This window comes from Sphaerisporangium rubeum (assembly GCF_014207705.1).
In the GTDB taxonomy this organism is placed as follows: domain Bacteria; phylum Actinomycetota; class Actinomycetes; order Streptosporangiales; family Streptosporangiaceae; genus Sphaerisporangium; species Sphaerisporangium rubeum.
In genome coordinates this window covers 1,804,193-1,820,706 of sequence record NZ_JACHIU010000001.1, presented here as the reverse complement: position 1 = coordinate 1,820,706, position 16,514 = coordinate 1,804,193, and the positions used below count along the sequence as shown (strand labels likewise).

The following is a 16,514-nucleotide window of genomic DNA, read 5'->3' as shown; positions in this document are numbered from 1 at the left end:
GGGGAATCACCATGCGGTTCGCTACAGTGTGCAAATCCTACGCGAGGTGGCCAGGGTGGCGGAGACGATCAGTGAACGGCGGTCCGGGCCGCTCGACGCCTCGCCTGACGGGTACCGGCCCGCGCTGGACGGCATGCGCGCCGTCGCCGCGCTCGGCGTGCTGCTCCTGCACGTCGCCGCCACCACCGGCGTCGCGTTCCAGGACTCGGCGACCGGGTGGCTGCTGTCCCGCGGCGACGCGGGGGTGGCCGTCTTCTTCCTGCTGTCGGGGCTGCTGCTGTACCGGCCGTGGGCCGACGCGCTGCTGCGCGGCACCCCGGGACCGCACCTCGGCGGCTACCTGGCACGCCGGGCCCTGCGGGTGCTGCCGGCGTACTGGGTGGTGGTGACGGCGGCGCTGCTGGTCTTCAGCCCGCAGCACACCCGGTCGCCGTGGACGTGGGCCCAGTGGTTCCTGCTGCTGCCGCCGTACGACCCGGACCCGTGGTGGCGCGGCTCAGGGCCGGAAGGGCTGTACCAGATGTGGACGCTGGCGGTGGAGGCCGCGTTCTACCTCACGCTGCCGGTCATGGCGTGGGTCGTGGCGCGGCTGTCGGCCGCGGCGGACCCGGCGGCGCGAGCGCGGCGCGCGCTGCTGGTGCTCGGCGGGTTCACGGCGCTGTCCCTGCTGTACCTGCTGTTCGTCTACGTGCCGGCGTGGCGTCCGCTCGCGGGGACGTTCGTGGCGCGGTACTGGATCTGGTTCTGCCCCGGCATGATGCTGGCCGTGGTCGCGGCGTGGGCCGGGACCGAGCACGGCGACGGGCCGGTGCGCCGGTTCTGCCGCACGGTCGCGGGGTCGGCCGGGACGTGCTGGGTGATCGCGGGACTGGCGTACGTCATCGCGTGCACCGAGCTCACCGGGCCGCGTGTGCTGGGGTTCGACACGTTCTGGACGGCGTTCTTCCGCACCGTGCTGTACGCCGTGATCGCGGTGTTCGCGGTAGCGCCGCTCGCTTGGTCAACGGCGGGGAGCCGGGTCCTCGGCGGCCCCGTGCCTGCCTTCCTCGGCCGGATCTCCTACAGTGTCTTCCTGTGGCACGTCTTCGTGATCGCGATCCTGTACCGCACGCTCGGGCTTGAGCCGCGCACCGGCGGGTTCTGGGCCGTCCTGACGGTCGTCTGCCTGGTCACGGTGGCCGTCGCCACGATCTCCCACTTCGCCGTCGAGGAGCCGTTCCGCCTGCTCGGCCGCCGCCTCCCCCGCCGCGCCGCCTGACCGCGCGAGCACGGCGAGCAGCGCGCCGAGCACGGGAAGCGCGAGCAGCTGCGGCAGCACGTCGGTGAACAGCGGTCCTGCGCCGTAGGCGAGCACGACCCCGGAGACGACCAGCGCGGCCGCCGGGACCCACACGGCGGAGCGCCGGGGACCGGCGCGCGTGAACAGCCAGGCGCACAGCGGCGCCACCACCAGGCCCGCGAGTCCCGCGGCCCACAGCCCCGCCGCCGCCGACGCCAGAAGGACCGTGGCCCGGCCCGCGCCGTCCCATCGGCCCGCGTCGGCGCGCCGGCGGCCGACGACCCGCAGCAGCGCGAAGAACAGCACCGCCACCAGCGCGCCGGCGCCGCCGAGAAGGGTCCACCGGAACGGCGCGTCCGGGGTGAAGGTCAGCGTGACCCGTCCGGAGAAGCCCGCGGGGACGGCCCACCCCTGACGCCAGCCGTCGATCCGCACCGGTTCCAGCACCTGTCCGCCGGCGGTGGCGCGCCAGCCGGGGTTGTGGTTCTCCGCGACCACCAGGTACGACGCGTCCGGCGCGGTCACGTCCACGGTGCGGGTGGTGCCGGTGAGGTCGCGCGCCACGGCGGTACCGGTGTGCGGCAGGCGGGCCACGGCGGCGCCGGCGAGCACCGCGGAGTCCACCCGGAACGGGTCGAGCGGCGAGACGATCACGTGGTTGCGGCCCGCCACGACAGGCGCCGGGCCGCAGGTGACGTACCGCAGGGGACGTCCGGCCAGCACGTCGCCGAACGTGCCTTCGGCACGGCTGCGCAGCTGCGTGCCGTTGACCAGGAGCGTGGGGCCGAGGCCGCACCGCAGCGTGAACCGGTCGCGCGAGGCGCCGGGAAGCGGGTCGACACCGGGGACCACGACCTCGCCGACCTGCAGGGACCCGGGGCCGGCGAACCGCAGGGCCAGCCGGTCGGTGCGCAGCGGCGGGAACCGCACCACTCCGTCGTCGCCGATCCAGCCGCCGCGTACCGCGCCGCTCGACCCGGTGACGATGACCGAGGTCGGGGGCCGCGCGGTCGGCGGCCTGCGCACCGTGAGGCGGCTGATGTCGCGCCGGCCCTCCCAGGCGATTGTCAGCTCAGGCGAGGTGTCGTCGTCCGAGGTCACCCACGTGGTGGCGGGGTCGCCGTCGAACGCCGAACGCGGCTGGACCGCCGGGTCGCCGGACCAGGCGCTCGACCCGCGCACCACCGGCGGGCCGCCGGGCCGGGTGTACCGGTCGACGAGGGCCGGGTCGCGCAGCACGGCGTACCCCGAGACGGTCCGCTCGGCGTCGGCGGCGGCGGTGAACTCGTGGTCGAAGGCGTAGCCCTCCTCTCCCGGCCGCGCCAGCGACGGCGAGCAGACCCACCGCGTCGACCCCTCGACGCAGGCGGCACCCTCCGGGGCCCGGGTGAGGACCTGGCCGTTCTCCGGCACGTCGACGACCGGGGAGACGATGGTGCGGGACGGCAGCAGGCCCGGCACCGACAGCTCGGAGATCGCGACCGAGGTGCCGTCCCCCGCCGCGTCCGGCGTGCCGCCGACGGCGAGCACCTGGATCCGCAGCCAGGTGGCGCGGCCCTTGGGGACGGCGAGCCGCTGCGGCGCGCCGGTCGCCGCGACGTCCTGTTCCAGACGTCCGGCGTCGGTCTCCACCGCGACCCTGGCGGGGAACGGGCCGAGCGCGGGGTCGGCCACGAAGGCGACCCGTGCCTCCGGCACGTCCAGCGGACGGCCGAAGCCGACCTTGAGCCACTGTCCCTTCGCGCCTCCCCAGCCGCCGGAGCGCCAGGCGGTGCGCGGGTCGCCGTCGATGGCGGCGTACGGCAGCGCGCCTTCGACGTGCAGGTCGCGGATCGCCTCCGGGCCGGACGCCGACGACGACGCGGAGACCTCGGCGACCCCCTGGAGGCGCGCGGTGGCCCAGTACGGTTTCCAGTCGTCCTCGACGTAGTCGTCCACCGCGCCGGCCCTGCGCGGGGTCTCCCCCGCCGTCAGGGTCGGCGAGATGGAGACGCGCAGCTCGCCGAACTGACGCTGTCGCCTGCGCAGCGAGTCGGTGACGAACACCTGGCGCGGCTCGGCCCCCGCCGCGTCGTCGTCGTTCAGGACGACCGGGCCGGGGCCGAGCAGGCCGTGGTCGGCGAGGGCCAGCAGACCCTCGGGCCCGCCGTACAGCCGGGTCAGGTCGCCGGCCGGCAGCAGCGACACCGCCGGGTCCGCCGCCGCGACCTCGTACACCTCCAGCGAGGGGTAGCGCTGGTCCAGCCCGTCGAGCGCGTCGTCGGTCCACCCGCCGCCGGACGGCGGGCCGAACTCGGCGACCTTGGTGAGACCCGGTGAGGCGTCCAGTGCCTGGTGGACGCGGGCCGGCCAGGCGCCGGTCAGCTCGCGGCGGTCGAGGTCGTTGCGTACCAGCAGATAGCGCACCCCCATGCGCGCGAGCACGGGAGCGGCCCCCGGGGAGCCGTACCCGGTGCTGAGCCGCTGGTCGACGGCGTCGAGCAGGCGGACCAGGCCGAGCGACCCGGCGGCGGCGACCTGCCGCTGGGCCCAGCGCACGGTGAGCAGTTGCTGGGACGGCTCGTCCAGGGGACGGCCCCAGGTGTACTCGCCGAACCGCGAGCCGGGGACGGCGAGCACCCCCTGCCGGCCGGCGTGGTCGTTCAGCCAGCTCGCGGCCTGCCGCCAGTAGTCCGGAATGTCGCGCAGCGACCCGGACGCCGCCATGCCGAGCGTGACGGCCGGCACGACGGTGACGGTGAGCGCGGCCAGGGCCACCCCGGCGAGCACGGGCCGGGCCCGGGTCGTCCGCGGGAGGCGGGCCGTGGCGAGCAGGTGCGCGAGGCCGATCGCGACGGGGAGCCGCAGGACCGCGTCGAACTTGCGGAGGTTGCGCAGCGGAGCGAGCGGGCCGTCCAGCAGGTCGCGTACGTGACCGGCGAAACCCGGCTCAAGCAGGCTGATGTGGCCGCTCACCGCGATGAGCGTGCCGGCGAGCACGGCGAGAGCGAGGAAACGGCGTTCGCGCAGGTCCGCTCGCAGCAGGCCGGCCAGGCCGAGGGCCGCGACGACGCAGGTGGCGACGACGAGCAGCGGCCTGGTGGCCAGTTCGAAGCCGACCGGCTCCGACGGCCCGGCGCCGGTGTAGATCCACGACACCCAGTCGGGGGTGCCGCGCAGCACGTTCGGCAGGGACGTGACGGCGGTGGTGGTGCCGGCGCTCTCGGTGTAGGGGAGGAACGAGAAGCCGTACCGGGAGAACAGCAGCAGCGGCAGCGTCCACCAGACGGTGGCCGCCGCGACGCCGAACCCCCACCAGGCGAGCAGGCGCAGGCGGTAGGCGTCCCTGGTCACGATGTACAGGCCGGGGAGCACGAGCACGGCGACCACGGCGGCGGCGTTCACCCCGCCGCACAGCGCGACCGCGAACGCCGAGCGGGCCGCGCAGATCACGCGGTTGCCGCCGAGTGCCGCGGTGACCAGCGGCAGCATGATCCACGGCAGCAGCGCGGCCGGCTGGAACTCGGCCGACAGCACACCGGCCATGGTGAGCGCGCGCGGCGCGAGCGCGTAGGCCAGCGCGCCGATCAGCCGGGTTCGCGGCGTGCCGACGCCGAGCCGCGCCATCAGGCGTTCCGCGCCGGCGAACGCCAGGACGAGCAGCAGGGCCGTCCACAGCCGCTGCACGACCCAGCCGTCCAGGCCGGCCGTCCTGCCGAGTAGGAAGAACGGGCCCATGGGGAACAGGTAGCCCGCCACCTGGTTCTGGAGCTGGCCGAACTGCGCGGTGTCCCACAGCTCGACGGCACGGCCGAGGAACGCGGCCGGGGTCATCGCCAGGTCGATCTTGGTGTCGCTGATCAGCCGGCCCGGCTGGGTCAGCATGGCGAGCGTCACCAGCAGCAGCGAGCAGGCCAGCCGGTGCAGCCGTCCGCGCAGCCGTTCGTCCACCCCGGGATCACGGCGCTCCGGTGCGGACGCCGCCGGCTCGGCGTGGCCGTCAGCCGGCGGACCGGCCGGCTCGGCGTGGCCTGCCGGACCGGCGTGTGGCCGGTTCAGCACGGCTCGCCCAGCAGGACCTCCTGCGGGCCCGCGGCACGGATCTCCAGGATCTCGCCGAGGCCGGCCGCGCGGATCCGCTCGGGGGTGGTGCATTCGACGACGACGGCGCGCTCGGTGGCCGCGGTGCGGTACCTGACCACGTACGCCTCCCCATCGCCGACGTCGGTGAGTGTGAGCAGCCTGGCCATGCGCCGCGTGCTCTCGTCCCAGCCGAAGCGGGACGACCAGGCGCGGCACTCGGCCGCGATCTCGGCGCGCCGGGCCGCGACGTCCTTGAGCATGGCGCCTGCCACGGTCTCCAGGGACTCGCCGTGGCGCACCAGGCGGCCGGTGCGGCCGTCGCGCACCGCGTCGCGCAGGCCGTCCACATCGTAGGCGACCGTCGGCACCCCGAGGGCCGCCGCCTCCAGCACGCTCAGGCCCCAGCCCTCCCCCTGGGACGCGGACAGGTGCAGCCAGGACGAGGCGACCAGCCGCGCCTTCTCGTGCGCGCCGACGAACCCGTGGAAGCGCACCGTGTCCCCGAGATCCGCCGCCGTCCGCCGGAGGCGGTCCTCCTCGGGGCCGCGGCCGACGATGTGCAGCACCAGCCCCGGCCACTCGGCGCGCAGCGCCGCGGCGGCCTCGATGATCCGCTCGACCCGTTTGTGCGCCACGAGGCGGCCCACGCAGACCAGCGACGGCTGTTCCGACGGCGGCGCAGGCGCGGGTACGGGTGGGTCGCCGCCGTTCGGCACCACGTGGATCGGGCCGGTCCAGCCGAGCCGGTCCCGCATCGCCGCGACGGTGGACGGCGACACGGCGGCGCACACACGGTTCCGGTACACGTGCCGCGCCACCGGGCCTTCGAGGAACCGTCCGGCCCGCGCCATCCAGCCGGGGAAGTGCACGCCGAATTGCGCGTCGTGCACGTGGTGCATGACGCACACCACCGGGACGCGGCGCGGCACGACCCAGGGGGTGAAGAACGGGATGCCGTTCTGGCAGTCGATCACCGCGTCGAACCGGCGGCGGGCCAGCCACGCCAGCACGCGGGGATAGACGGTGAAGACGCCGCCGATCCGCACGATGTCGATGCCGTCCACCCGGTCCGCACGGGTCTGGCCCTCGTCGCGGGCCGTCACGAACGTCACCTCGGCGCCTTGCTCGGCGAGGCGGCGGCCGATCTCCCAGGCGTACGCCTCGGCGCCGCCGGCCGAACGGTGCCACGGGTCGCGCCAGTTGACCACCGCGACACGCCTGCCGGCCAGACCCGGCGGCCAGCCGGGTGCCGACAGCACCACCTCCCTGACGGGCATGCGCGCGTCAGGCCGCCGTCGAGGCCGAGTCGCGGTACGAGGCGCGCGGCGCCGGCAGGTGGCGCACACCGGAGGCGAGGCCGACGTCCCGCCAGATGGCCCCCATCTCGGCGAACACGCCGATCCCGTGGCGCAGGCACGAGAAGGTCGAGCCGGACATGTCGCGCCAGTGCACCGGGATCTCGCGCACGGCGAGCCCCCGTGCGCGGAACCGCGCGAGCAGCTCGACGTCGAACGCGAAGCCGTCGCACCGCAGCAACGCGGCGACCTCACGGGCCTCGGTGCCGCGGAACAGTTTGAAGCCGCACTGGGTGTCGCCGATGTCGCCGACGATCTGGCGGGCCAGGCCGCGGAACACCTTGGCGCCGACCCGGCGCAACGGGCTGTGCCTGGCCTCCACCACCGAGGCGGGGTCGGCGCGCGAGCCGATGACGGCGGCGTACCCCATGCCGAGCAGCGCCATCGCCGGGTCGAGCGCGGACAGGTCGGTCGCCATGTCCACGTCGCAGAACCCGACCAGCGGTGCGGTGGTGGCGAGCAGGCCGGTGCGCACGGCGGCGCCTTTGCCTTTGACGGCGCAGCGCACCAGCCGTACCGGCACGGGGGATGCCGGCCAGTCGCGGACGATGTCCGGGGTCGCGTCGGTGCTCGCGTTGTCGACCACGATGACGCGGGCCCTGACGCGCAGCTCGGCGAGCTTCGCGCACAGCGCGGCCAGCCCTGCCGGAAGGCGGTCCTCCTCGTTGAACGCGGGGACCACCAGTTCCAGCAGGGCCGGGCCGCCGGGCGCGCCGAAAGCCTGGGGGGAGACCATGGCGCGGCCGAGTCAGCGGGTGCCGTAGTTGTACAACGGCTTGTTCACGGGAACGGGGGACGGGGCGGCGAGGTTGACCACGCTCACGCCGGCGCCGAGCGCGAGCAGGACTCCTGCGACTATCGCTATCAGCAGGCGCATCACTCGGCTCCTCGGCTATCCCTCGGTTCGCGTGCAGCCGACATTAGAACGCGATCCAACAAGATGGAAGCAGATATACGAAACCGCAACAAACCATCCCAGTGCCACGACCAGCCACTTCCGTCCCGGCACCTGCGCCGGCACCGGGCCGGGGACCGTGTACAGCCGCAGATCCGGTCCCGCGTACGTGAGCGCGGCGCCCGCGAGGCGATCATGGAACAGGTCACGGTCACGTGGCTCGTCCACCACGACGAACCGCACCCCCGCGCGCCGCAGGCTCTCTGTGATCGGCCCTGTGATCGGCCCTCGCACCACGGCGGCGAGGTCCCGCGCTCTCGGGTCCTCGGTGCCGACCACGACGTCCCCGACCCGCACCGCGTCGTTCCACACCACCCGCCGCGGCAGAAACCGAGGCAGGGGGTCCAGCGAGGCGCGGTCCCCGTTCCAGGTGTACCGGCGGTACGACTCCCACGGCAGCAGCAGCACGTCCCCCACCTGCCGGTCCGCCGCCACGATCGCGCGCACCCGGTCGAAGTCGCGCGGATAGGCGACCGGGTCCAGCCGTCCGGACCCGCCGGCCGCGAGTCCCGGCAGCGACAGCACCGGCGCGAGCGCCATCACCACGGCCACGGTCACCTGAGCACGCCTCCCCACCCCGGCGGTACGGCGAGCCGTCCGGCCGTCACCCACCTCGCGGGGGGCAACCGCCTCCGTCGATCCGTCCCCGGCGGTCTGGTGAGCTGTCCTGCCGTCACCCCGGTCGGCACCCGCCTCGCGGGCTCCCGCCTCCGGTGACCCGTCCCCGCCGATCTGTCCGGCCGGCCGCACGCTCCTCTCCCCGAGCAGCCACCGGGTGGCCGCCGCGAACCCCAGGGCCTGCACCAGGGCCAGCGGCGCGACGTACTGCTGCGCGTCCCGCAGCACCGCGAACCCCGGCCAGAACCCGATCAGCCCGCGCAGCAGCGCACGGCCCGGCTCCACGGTGCCGAGTGCCGCCACCAGGAATCCGGCCACCGCAGCGACGAGCAGCCCCCGCCGTCCCGGCAGGTGCCGTGTCGGCACGAACGCCGCCACGGCCACGACCGCGAGCGTGAGCCGCAGCGCCGCGGGGACCACGGCGTCGTACCCGCCTGGCACGACCTCCGCGTTCCACACCCCCGACAACGTCAGCAGGCTCGCGTACACCCCGAACGGCGAGTCGGCGCGCGCCGCGAACGCCGCCACCCCCGCCGTGTCCCCCGGCACGTCCCGTCCGGCGAGCAGGCTCGGCACCAGCCACGGCAGGCTCAGCACGAGGCACGCCGCGGCCACCCGCGCCGTCCTCGTGAGACGGCGACCGGCCACGTCCCCGGCCACGGGTACGACGGTCAGCGCCGTGACGATCATCGCCATGAACCCCCCGGCCGCGGCCGGCAGCAGCGCGGCCGGCCATCCGCGCCGGCACCCGCCGATCACCCCGCGCACGACCCACGGCAACCCCGCGTACCCCAGCAGCAGGGCCCACTGGCCGAGGAACAACCGCTCCGCGACGAACGGGTTCCAGGCGTAGAACACCGCTCCGGCCAGCCGCACCGCGACCCGCTCACCCTGGAGCAGCGCCGCCACCCCCGAGCACGCCAGCACGAAGATCGCGAGCAGGACGACCTTCTGCACCGCCTCGCCGGGAAGCACGACCCCGAGCAGCGCCACCAGCGCGTCGCTCGGCACCGCGCGCGGCAGCGTGCCGGTCAGGCCGAACGCCGTGGGCCCGAGCACCGGCTCCGGCACGAACACCATGTCGTAGACCAGCGTGAACCCCGGCCCGAGCGCCGGCCCGAGCGCCAGGACGCCGAGCAGCAGCCCGGCGCCGAGAGGCCACCACCGCCGCACCATGCCTCCCGCCATGCCCCCACCTTGCCGGACTCAGCACACCGGCCGTACACCGGCGGGGACCGTACGGGCCTGGCGACCGTGACGAGGCGTGATATACCGGGCTTCGCTGACAGGCTCGGCAGGGGCCGACGGGGAGACGGTGGGTGGGTGTGAGCTCTCAGGACGTGACGGAGGCCATGGTCGAGGGAGGGGCCGAGGGAGGGGTCGAGGAGGGTGAGCGAGCGGGCCGGGGACGGTATCCCGGGCTGGTGCTCGGCGGGGTGCTGATCGTCGCGGGGGTGGTGGCGAAGTGGCTGGTGGTGCGGGAGGGGTTCTTCCGTGAGGACGACTTCGAGTTCATGGGCCGGGCCTTCGCGTCGGGGTTCGACCTCGGGTATCTCGGACGGGTGCATTGGGGGCAGTTCATGCCCGGCGGCTTCGCGGTGGTGTGGGGGGTGGCGCGGGTCGCGCCGTACGACTGGGGGGTCGTGACGGGGGTCGTGCTGGCGGGGTACGCGGCGGCGGGGTGCGCGGTGCTGCGCATGGTGCGGGTCCTGGCGGGGACCCGGCCGGCGGGGCTGGTGCCGGTGGCGGTCTTCCTGTTCACGCCACTCACGCTGCCGGCGATGAGCTGGTGGGCCGCGGCGTTGAACACGGTGCCGTTGCTGGTCGCGCTGCCGATGGCGGTGGCGGCGCACGTGCGGTTCCTGCGGACCGGCACGCGGGCCCGGCTGTGGGAGGCGGCGGGGTGGGTGCTGTTCGGGATGCTCTTCTTCGTGAAGGCGGCGCTCATCCCGGTCGTGTTGTTCGTGGTCACCGCCGGATATTTCACGAAGCGGCGGGGGTGGGCCGTGCTGTGGGCCACGCTGCGCGACCACCGGGCCGCCTGGGCCGTCCACGGCGGGCTGCTCGCGGCGTACGCCGCCGTCTACGTCACCCTGTCGCGCGCCTCGGCCGGCGGGCCGCGGCTGCCTGCGGCCGGTGACGTGGTCACGTTCGCGCTCGGCCTGGTCACCAGGACGTTCACGACGACGGCGCTCGGCGGGCCGGGTGAGTGGTTCCCGATCGCGGCGCGGACCGCGGCGGTCGCCGCTCCGTCCGACGCGGCGGTGGCCGGGGCCGGCGCGGTGTTCCTGCTCCTCGTCGTGGTCAGCGTGGCGGTGCGGCGGCGTGCCGCGTGGAGCTGGGGACTGCTCGCGGGCTATCTGGTGCTCGCGGGGGTGGTGCCGGTCGCGCTCGGCCGGCTCGGCGGGTGGTACGTGGAACTGGCGGGGGCCGAGACCCGGTACGTCGCGGACGCCGCGCCGGTGCTGGCGCTGTGCCTGACGCTCGCGTTCCTGCCGCTCGCGGGTGAGCGCGACGCCTACCGGCGGCCGTTCGCGTGCGGGGACCGGCTGCGGCGTGGCTGGTCACGGTGCGCACGCGGACTGACCGCCGCGGGGGTGGCGGGGTTCGCCGTGGCCGCGGCGTGGTCGACGGCGGAGCTGGTCCGGGTCGTGGACACCACGCCGGGACGGGCCTACCTGGCCGAGGCGGAGCGGTCGCTGAGGGATGCCTCGCCGGATGCCGACGTGTTCGACCGGGAGCTTCCCGGCTACCTGGTACGGCCGCTGTTCGAGGAGTACGCGCGCGCGTCCCGCGCGCTGGCGCCGTTCGCGCGGCCGGTGCACCGGGTGACGATGCGGGACGAGCCGCCGTCCCCCGCACCGCTCGTCCTGGACGACCGTGGACGGCTGCGTCCGCTGCGGATCTCGGGGGACACCTACCGGCCGGGAAAGGGCTGCCTGTCCACCGGGGCCGGCGGCGCGACGGTGCCGGTCGAGGCGCACGAGGACCGCCGTCACCTCGTACGCCTGGAGTACATCAGCGGTACGGCCCAGCCCGTGACCGTGCGGCTCGGCTCGGCGCAGGTGAGCGTGACGCTGGAGCAGGGCCTGCACGGGGTCACGTTCGGGCTCCCCGGTCACGGCGGCACGGTCCGCGTCACCGGCGATCGAGGCGCCGCGTCCTTCCAGATCTGCGCATTGGTCGTGGGGCTCGGCGTTCCGGCCTAGCGGCTCTGTGCGGCGGTGCGATGAAAACCGGCGGGGATACCGCAGGAATTTCGGTTGAAGTAAGTGCACATTTACCGAGATCACAGCCTCGTTCGGCATGATCCGACGATTTACAGTCAAATTTCGTGACAAAACATCATTGCAGCCATACCACCGTGGCCGTACCTTCCCGGTATGGATCTGGAGCTCCGACACCTCAAGATCGTGCGCGCGGTCGCCGAGGCCGGGAGCGTCACCAAGGCCGCCACCCAGTTAGGGCTGGCACAGCCGTCACTAACCGCGCAGCTCAAGCGCATCGAGCGCACCCTCGGGGGCACGCTGTTCGAACGTGACCGCAACGGAGCCCGGCCGACACCCCTCGGGGAGCTCGTGCTGACCAGGGCCCGCGTCCTGCTGCCCGCCGTACGGGAACTGCAGGAAGAAGCGGTGCGCTTCGCCAACACCTACACCGGCATCCCCGGCGTCCGGATCGGCGCCACGCACGGACCCATCCTCGGCGGCCTCGTGGACCGCCTCACCGCCGCACATCCCTCCGCGCCGGTCAGCACCCGCACCTCGTGGTCGGCCAGGGAACTCACCACGCTGGTCGGCGCGGGCCGGCTGGACTTCGCCCTGATCGGGACCTGCGGGGAGAGCCCTCCGCCGTCCATGGAATCGATGACGTGGACGGTCGTCGGCACCGACCCGGTGTTCGCGCTCCTGTCCGAGAGCCACCCCCTGGCCGGGGAGAAGGACCTGGACCTCGCGGTCCTCGCCGACGAGAGCTGGGCCATCGCGCCGGGAGACGGCTGTTTCACCGACTGTTTCGCCGGTGCCTGCGCGCGTGCGGGCTTCGTCCCGAAGAACGTGTACGAATCGGACGTCGCCACCTGCCTCCACCTGGTCCAGGTCGGCAAGGCCGTCGCGCTGTGCCAGGCGACGTTCCAGCTCACCGCGGGCCTGGTGATGATGCCGCTGACCGGCGCGCCGCTCCAGTGGCGCCACCTCCTCGGCTGGCACGTGGACTCGTTCGCCGGCCGCGCCGCCTCGACGGTGGCCGACCACGCCAGAGCCGCGCACGGCCACGCCGTCGAGCGCAGCACGCGGTACGTGGAGTGGCTGGCACGGAATCCTCATTTCGGCGCGGTTCCATAGCCCCGCGATAGGGACCAAGCGATAGTGCGGCGACGCGCGGGAGCGCGGCTACGGTGGCGGCACCCCCCATCTCCCAAGGAGAGTCCATGCTCGAAAGACGCACGGTCACCGCCGGTTGCGCCTTGGCGATCAGTGCCCTCACGCTGCTCGCCGTTCCCGCCGTCGCCATCGCCGACCGTGAACCGTCCGCCGGTTCGGTGTCGGCCGCGCTGAAGCCGCCCGCAGACATGGTGTCGGCCATGCAGCGCGATCTCGGGATCACCAAGGAGCAGGCCGAGTCGCGCCTGCTCAACGAGGCCAGGCTCGGCGAGATCGAGGTCGGCCTGCGCAAGAAGATCAGCGACCGCTACGCCGGTTCGTGGCTGAGCGGCCCCACCTCCGCCACCCTCACCGTGGCGACCTCCGACGCGGCCGCCGCCGCGTCGATCACCGGCGTCGGCGTCAAGGCCCAGGTCGTCAAGAACAGCCTGGCCTCCCTGAACGCCGCCAAGGACGCGCTCGACAAGGCCGCCGCGAACGCGCCGGCGTCCACCCCCGTGTGGTACGTCGACGTGCGCACCAACAGCGTCGTCGTGCTGTCCTCGGCGCCTGAGGAGGCCGGCGGCTTCATCGCGGCGAGCGGCGTGGACAAGAACCTCGTGCGGGTGGAGAGGTCCGCCGAGCAGCCGCAGCCGTTCTACGACCTGCGCGGCGGCGACGCGTACTACATCAACGGCTCGTCGCGCTGCTCGATCGGCTTCCCCGTGACGCGCGGCACCACCCCCGGTTTCGTCACCGCCGGCCACTGCGGCCGGGCCGGCGCCACCACGACCGGCTTCAACCAGGTGTCGCAGGGCACCTTCCAGGGGTCGTCGTTCCCGACGAACGACTACGCCTGGGTGTCGGTCAACAGCAACTGGACCCCGCAGCCGTGGGTGAAGAGCGGCAGCACCAATGTGACCGTCAGCGGGTCCACCGTGGCCGTCGAAGGCGCGTCGATCTGCCGGTCCGGCTCCACGACCGGGTGGCACTGCGGCACCGTGCAGCAGCGCAACACGAGCGTGACCTACTCGCAGGGCACGGTGTACGAGGTGACGCGGACCAACGTGTGCGCCGAGCCCGGCGACTCCGGCGGCTCCTTCATCTCCGGCAGCCAGGCCCAGGGCATGACCTCCGGCGGGTCCGGCAACTGCACCAGCGGCGGCACGACCTACTTCCAGCCCGTCAACGAGGCCCTGTCGGTGTACGGCCTGACGCTGGTCACCAGCGGTGGCGGCACCCCGCCGCCGACCGGGTGCTCCGGCTACCAGCAGACCCGGTCCGGCAGCCTGTCCAGCGGCGCCAGCGCCTACCAGCCGGACAACTCGTACTACACCACGACGGCCTCCGGCACCCACAGCGGCTGCCTGGACGGCCCGAACAGCACGGACTTCGACCTTTACCTGCAGAAATGGAATGGATCGAGCTGGGTGAACGTGGCGCAGGGCATCACGTCGGGCCCTGATGAGACGATCACCTACTCGGGCACGTCGGGCTACTACCGCTACCGTGTACACGCCTACAGCGGCTCCGGGGCCTACACCCTGGGTTACAGCGCGCCATAAGGCCCACAGGACCCCCGGGCGCAGCCGGGGAAACCGCGCCGGCGCCGCCGTCCCTTCGAGGGACGGCGGCGCCGTGCGCGGTCCAAAGGCAGGTGCGCGCGCGCTCGGAAGGCGGCTGCGTGACGCACTCGTAAGGCCGACGCTCAGGCAGGTGCGTGACGCGCTCGTCAGGCAGGGGCTCAGCCCGCGGGCTGTACGCGGAACGCCACGTGGCGCGGGCCGTCGGTGACGCGGACGGTGCCGGTGAGGCCCGTGTAATGGCCGGTGCCGCCGGTGACCGCGGCGAGGCTGCTCACGGGGACGGCGGCGGGAACGGTCTCCAGGCCGATCAAGGTGATCAGGCCGCGCTCGGTGCGCAGGACGCGGGTGCACTGCGCGAGCGAGCGGCGCGCGCTGACGTGGACGGCGGAGCACTGGACGCTCGCGTCGCCGGCCCGCTGTTTCTTCTCGTCGAAAAGCGACAGATAACTCACCCACGAATCACCCACTTTGGGGTCAGACGGCTGAGTAGTGGCATATTTCGCGGCATAGAAGATTATCGGCGCGGGCTTGCGCTCCGGCTTCACGACGCCGGACACCGACGGCGACGGCGAGAGCGGCTCAGGCGCGGCGGCGGCGGCCGGCAGGAGGGCGATCGAGCAGAACGACAGCGCCATGACCAGCGTGGTCACGGCGCGACGGTACCGGGGCGAATATCCTGACATTTATGCTCCAACTCGGGACGGGACAACGATGAACGCGCTTTCCATGAAGCAGCGGTCCGACATTTTTCCCGCGATTCCCCGGCCGAGGCAACGCCTATATTCACGGCATCACCCAGCTTGTCCAGCTAAATCACTCTAAAAAAATCCCATGCTTTTCTGGCATCCACGCGGCACTCCTGTCACGTGCCGGCGCCGCGACAGCCGGAAGGTGTGGCCGACAAAGATCACAAGTCAGGACGATCGGCGAACGGTGGCCATAACACGGAGATAGGGGTGAAACGATAGCTCCGCCATGGCCACCGGGCCGGGTTACGGTGACGGCACTCCCCCCAACACAAGGAGAGCCGATGCTCCGCAGACGCACGGTCACCGCCGGATGCGCTCTTGCAGTCAGTGCCCTCACCATGATGGCCGCCCCCGCCCTCGCGGACCGGACCCCCTCGTCCGCGTCGGGCACCACCGCCGCTCCCGCTCCCACCATGATCGATGCGATGAGCCGCGACCTCGGGATCACCAAGGAGCAGGCCGAGTCCCGGCTGCTCAACGAGGCCAGGGCCGCCGGCCTTGAGGCCTCCTACCGCGACAAGCTCGGCGGCAGCTACGCCGGCTCGTGGCTGAGCGGCCCCACCTCCGCCACCCTCACCGTGGCGACCTCCGACGCGGCCGCCGCCGCGTCGATCACCGGCGTCGGCGTCAAGGCCCAGGTCGTCAAGAACAGCCTGGCCTCCCTGAACGCCGCCAAGGACGCGCTCGACAAGGCCGCCGCGAACGCGCCGGCGTCGGCCCCGTCGTGGTACGTCGACGTGGCGACCAACAGCGTCGTCGTGCTGTCCTCCGCTCCCGCCGAGGCCGACGGCTTCATCAGCGCGAGCGGCGTCGACAAGGCCCTCGTCCGCGTCGAGCAGTCGGCGGAGGCCCCGCGGACGTTCTACGACCTGCGCGGCGGCGACGCGTACTACATCAACAACTCGGCGCGCTGCTCCATCGGCTTCTCGGTGCGCCGCGGCAGCACCCCCGGCTTCGTGACCGCCGGCCACTGCGGCCGCGCCGGCAACACCACCACCGGGTACAACCAGGTGGCGCAGGGCACCTTCCAGGGCTCGTCCTTCCCCGGCAACGACTACGCCTGGGTCGCGGTCAACAGCAACTGGACCCCGCAGCCGTGGGTGAAGAGCGGCAGCTCCAACGTGATCGTGCGCGGCTACAGCGTGGCCGGTGTCGGCTCCTCGATCTGCCGGTCCGGCTCCACCACCGGCTGGCGCTGCGGCACGGTGCAGCAGCTCAACGCCACCGTCCGGTACTCGCAGGGCACGGTCAGCGGCCTGACCCGCACCAACGCCTGCGCCGAGCCCGGCGACTCCGGCGGCTCCTTCATCTCGGGCAACCAGGCCCAGGGCATGACCTCCGGCGGGTCCGGCAACTGCTCCAGCGGCGGCACGACCTACTTCCAGCCGGTCGGCGAAGCCCTGTCGGCCTACGGCCTGACCCTTGTGACCGGCTAGCCCGGACACAACCCGGCACCACCCTCTCCGGCGCCGCCGTCCCACGAGGACGGCGGCGCTGCCGTGTGCTGTGGACAGGTAACCCCAGTGGGGGTATAGATGGGTTATAACCC

10 protein-coding genes and 1 pseudogene are annotated in these 16,514 nt (G+C 73.4%); 5 read left to right on the top strand and 6 right to left on the bottom strand.

Features of this window, described 5'->3' with window-relative positions; genetic code table 11:
- Positions 1-46: 46 nt before the first annotated feature.
- Entirely contained in the window at positions 47-1,258 is a 1,212-nt protein-coding gene (locus BJ992_RS32675) for an acyltransferase family protein (RefSeq protein WP_343072544.1), read from the top strand.
- Between the two features lie 921 nt (positions 1,259-2,179).
- Here BJ992_RS32675 and BJ992_RS32670 read toward each other — a convergent pair.
- The 5 genes and pseudogenes from BJ992_RS32670 to BJ992_RS07740 form a co-directional block, all read right to left on the bottom strand.
- Positions 2,180-5,413 (bottom strand): annotated as a pseudogene (locus BJ992_RS32670) (alpha-(1->3)-arabinofuranosyltransferase domain-containing protein); the annotation flags it as partial.
- The gene (locus tag BJ992_RS07750; protein WP_184979234.1) at positions 5,314-6,618 is read right to left on the bottom strand and encodes a glycosyltransferase family 4 protein; all 1,305 of its coding nucleotides are present in this window, start codon (positions 6,616-6,618) and stop codon (positions 5,314-5,316) included. The gene BJ992_RS07750 and the pseudogene BJ992_RS32670, both read right to left, overlap by 100 nt.
- Positions 6,619-6,625: 7 nt before the next feature.
- Positions 6,626-7,432 carry a glycosyltransferase gene (locus BJ992_RS07745; RefSeq protein WP_184979233.1) on the bottom strand — a complete coding sequence of 269 codons (807 nt, stop codon included), beginning with the start codon at positions 7,430-7,432 and terminating at the stop codon, positions 6,626-6,628.
- A gap of 12 nt (positions 7,433-7,444) precedes the next feature.
- Positions 7,445-7,573, bottom strand: a complete 129-nt coding sequence (locus BJ992_RS33680; RefSeq protein WP_281390319.1) for a hypothetical protein — start codon at positions 7,571-7,573, stop codon at positions 7,445-7,447.
- Positions 7,574-7,588: 15 nt separating this feature from the next.
- Entirely contained in the window at positions 7,589-9,457 is a 1,869-nt protein-coding gene (locus BJ992_RS07740) for an MmpA family trehalose lipid delivery protein (RefSeq protein WP_184979232.1), read from the bottom strand.
- Between the two features lie 137 nt (positions 9,458-9,594).
- On the opposite strand from BJ992_RS07740, the gene BJ992_RS07735 reads away from it, so the two are divergent.
- From BJ992_RS07735 to BJ992_RS07725, 3 genes are all read left to right on the top strand, one after another.
- Complete coding sequence (locus tag BJ992_RS07735; RefSeq protein ID WP_184979231.1) at positions 9,595-11,478, top strand: hypothetical protein; 1,884 nt, start codon at positions 9,595-9,597, stop codon at positions 11,476-11,478.
- A gap of 174 nt (positions 11,479-11,652) precedes the next feature.
- Positions 11,653-12,612 (top strand): LysR family transcriptional regulator, encoded by a 960-nt coding sequence (locus tag BJ992_RS07730; RefSeq protein WP_184979230.1) that lies wholly within the window; start codon positions 11,653-11,655, stop codon positions 12,610-12,612.
- Between the two features lie 86 nt (positions 12,613-12,698).
- On the top strand, positions 12,699-14,195 hold the full coding sequence (locus tag BJ992_RS07725; RefSeq protein ID WP_184979229.1) for a S1 family peptidase: 1,497 nt from the start codon (positions 12,699-12,701) through the stop codon (positions 14,193-14,195).
- A gap of 179 nt (positions 14,196-14,374) precedes the next feature.
- Here BJ992_RS07725 and BJ992_RS07720 read toward each other — a convergent pair whose 3' ends face one another.
- The gene (locus BJ992_RS07720) at positions 14,375-14,866 is read right to left on the bottom strand and encodes an allene oxide cyclase barrel-like domain-containing protein (RefSeq protein WP_184979228.1); all 492 of its coding nucleotides are present in this window, start codon (positions 14,864-14,866) and stop codon (positions 14,375-14,377) included.
- Between the two features lie 380 nt (positions 14,867-15,246).
- On the opposite strand from BJ992_RS07720, the gene BJ992_RS07715 reads away from it, so the two are divergent.
- Entirely contained in the window at positions 15,247-16,401 is a 1,155-nt protein-coding gene (locus BJ992_RS07715; protein ID WP_184979227.1) for a S1 family peptidase, read from the top strand.
- The last annotated feature ends 113 nt before the right edge of the window (positions 16,402-16,514 follow it).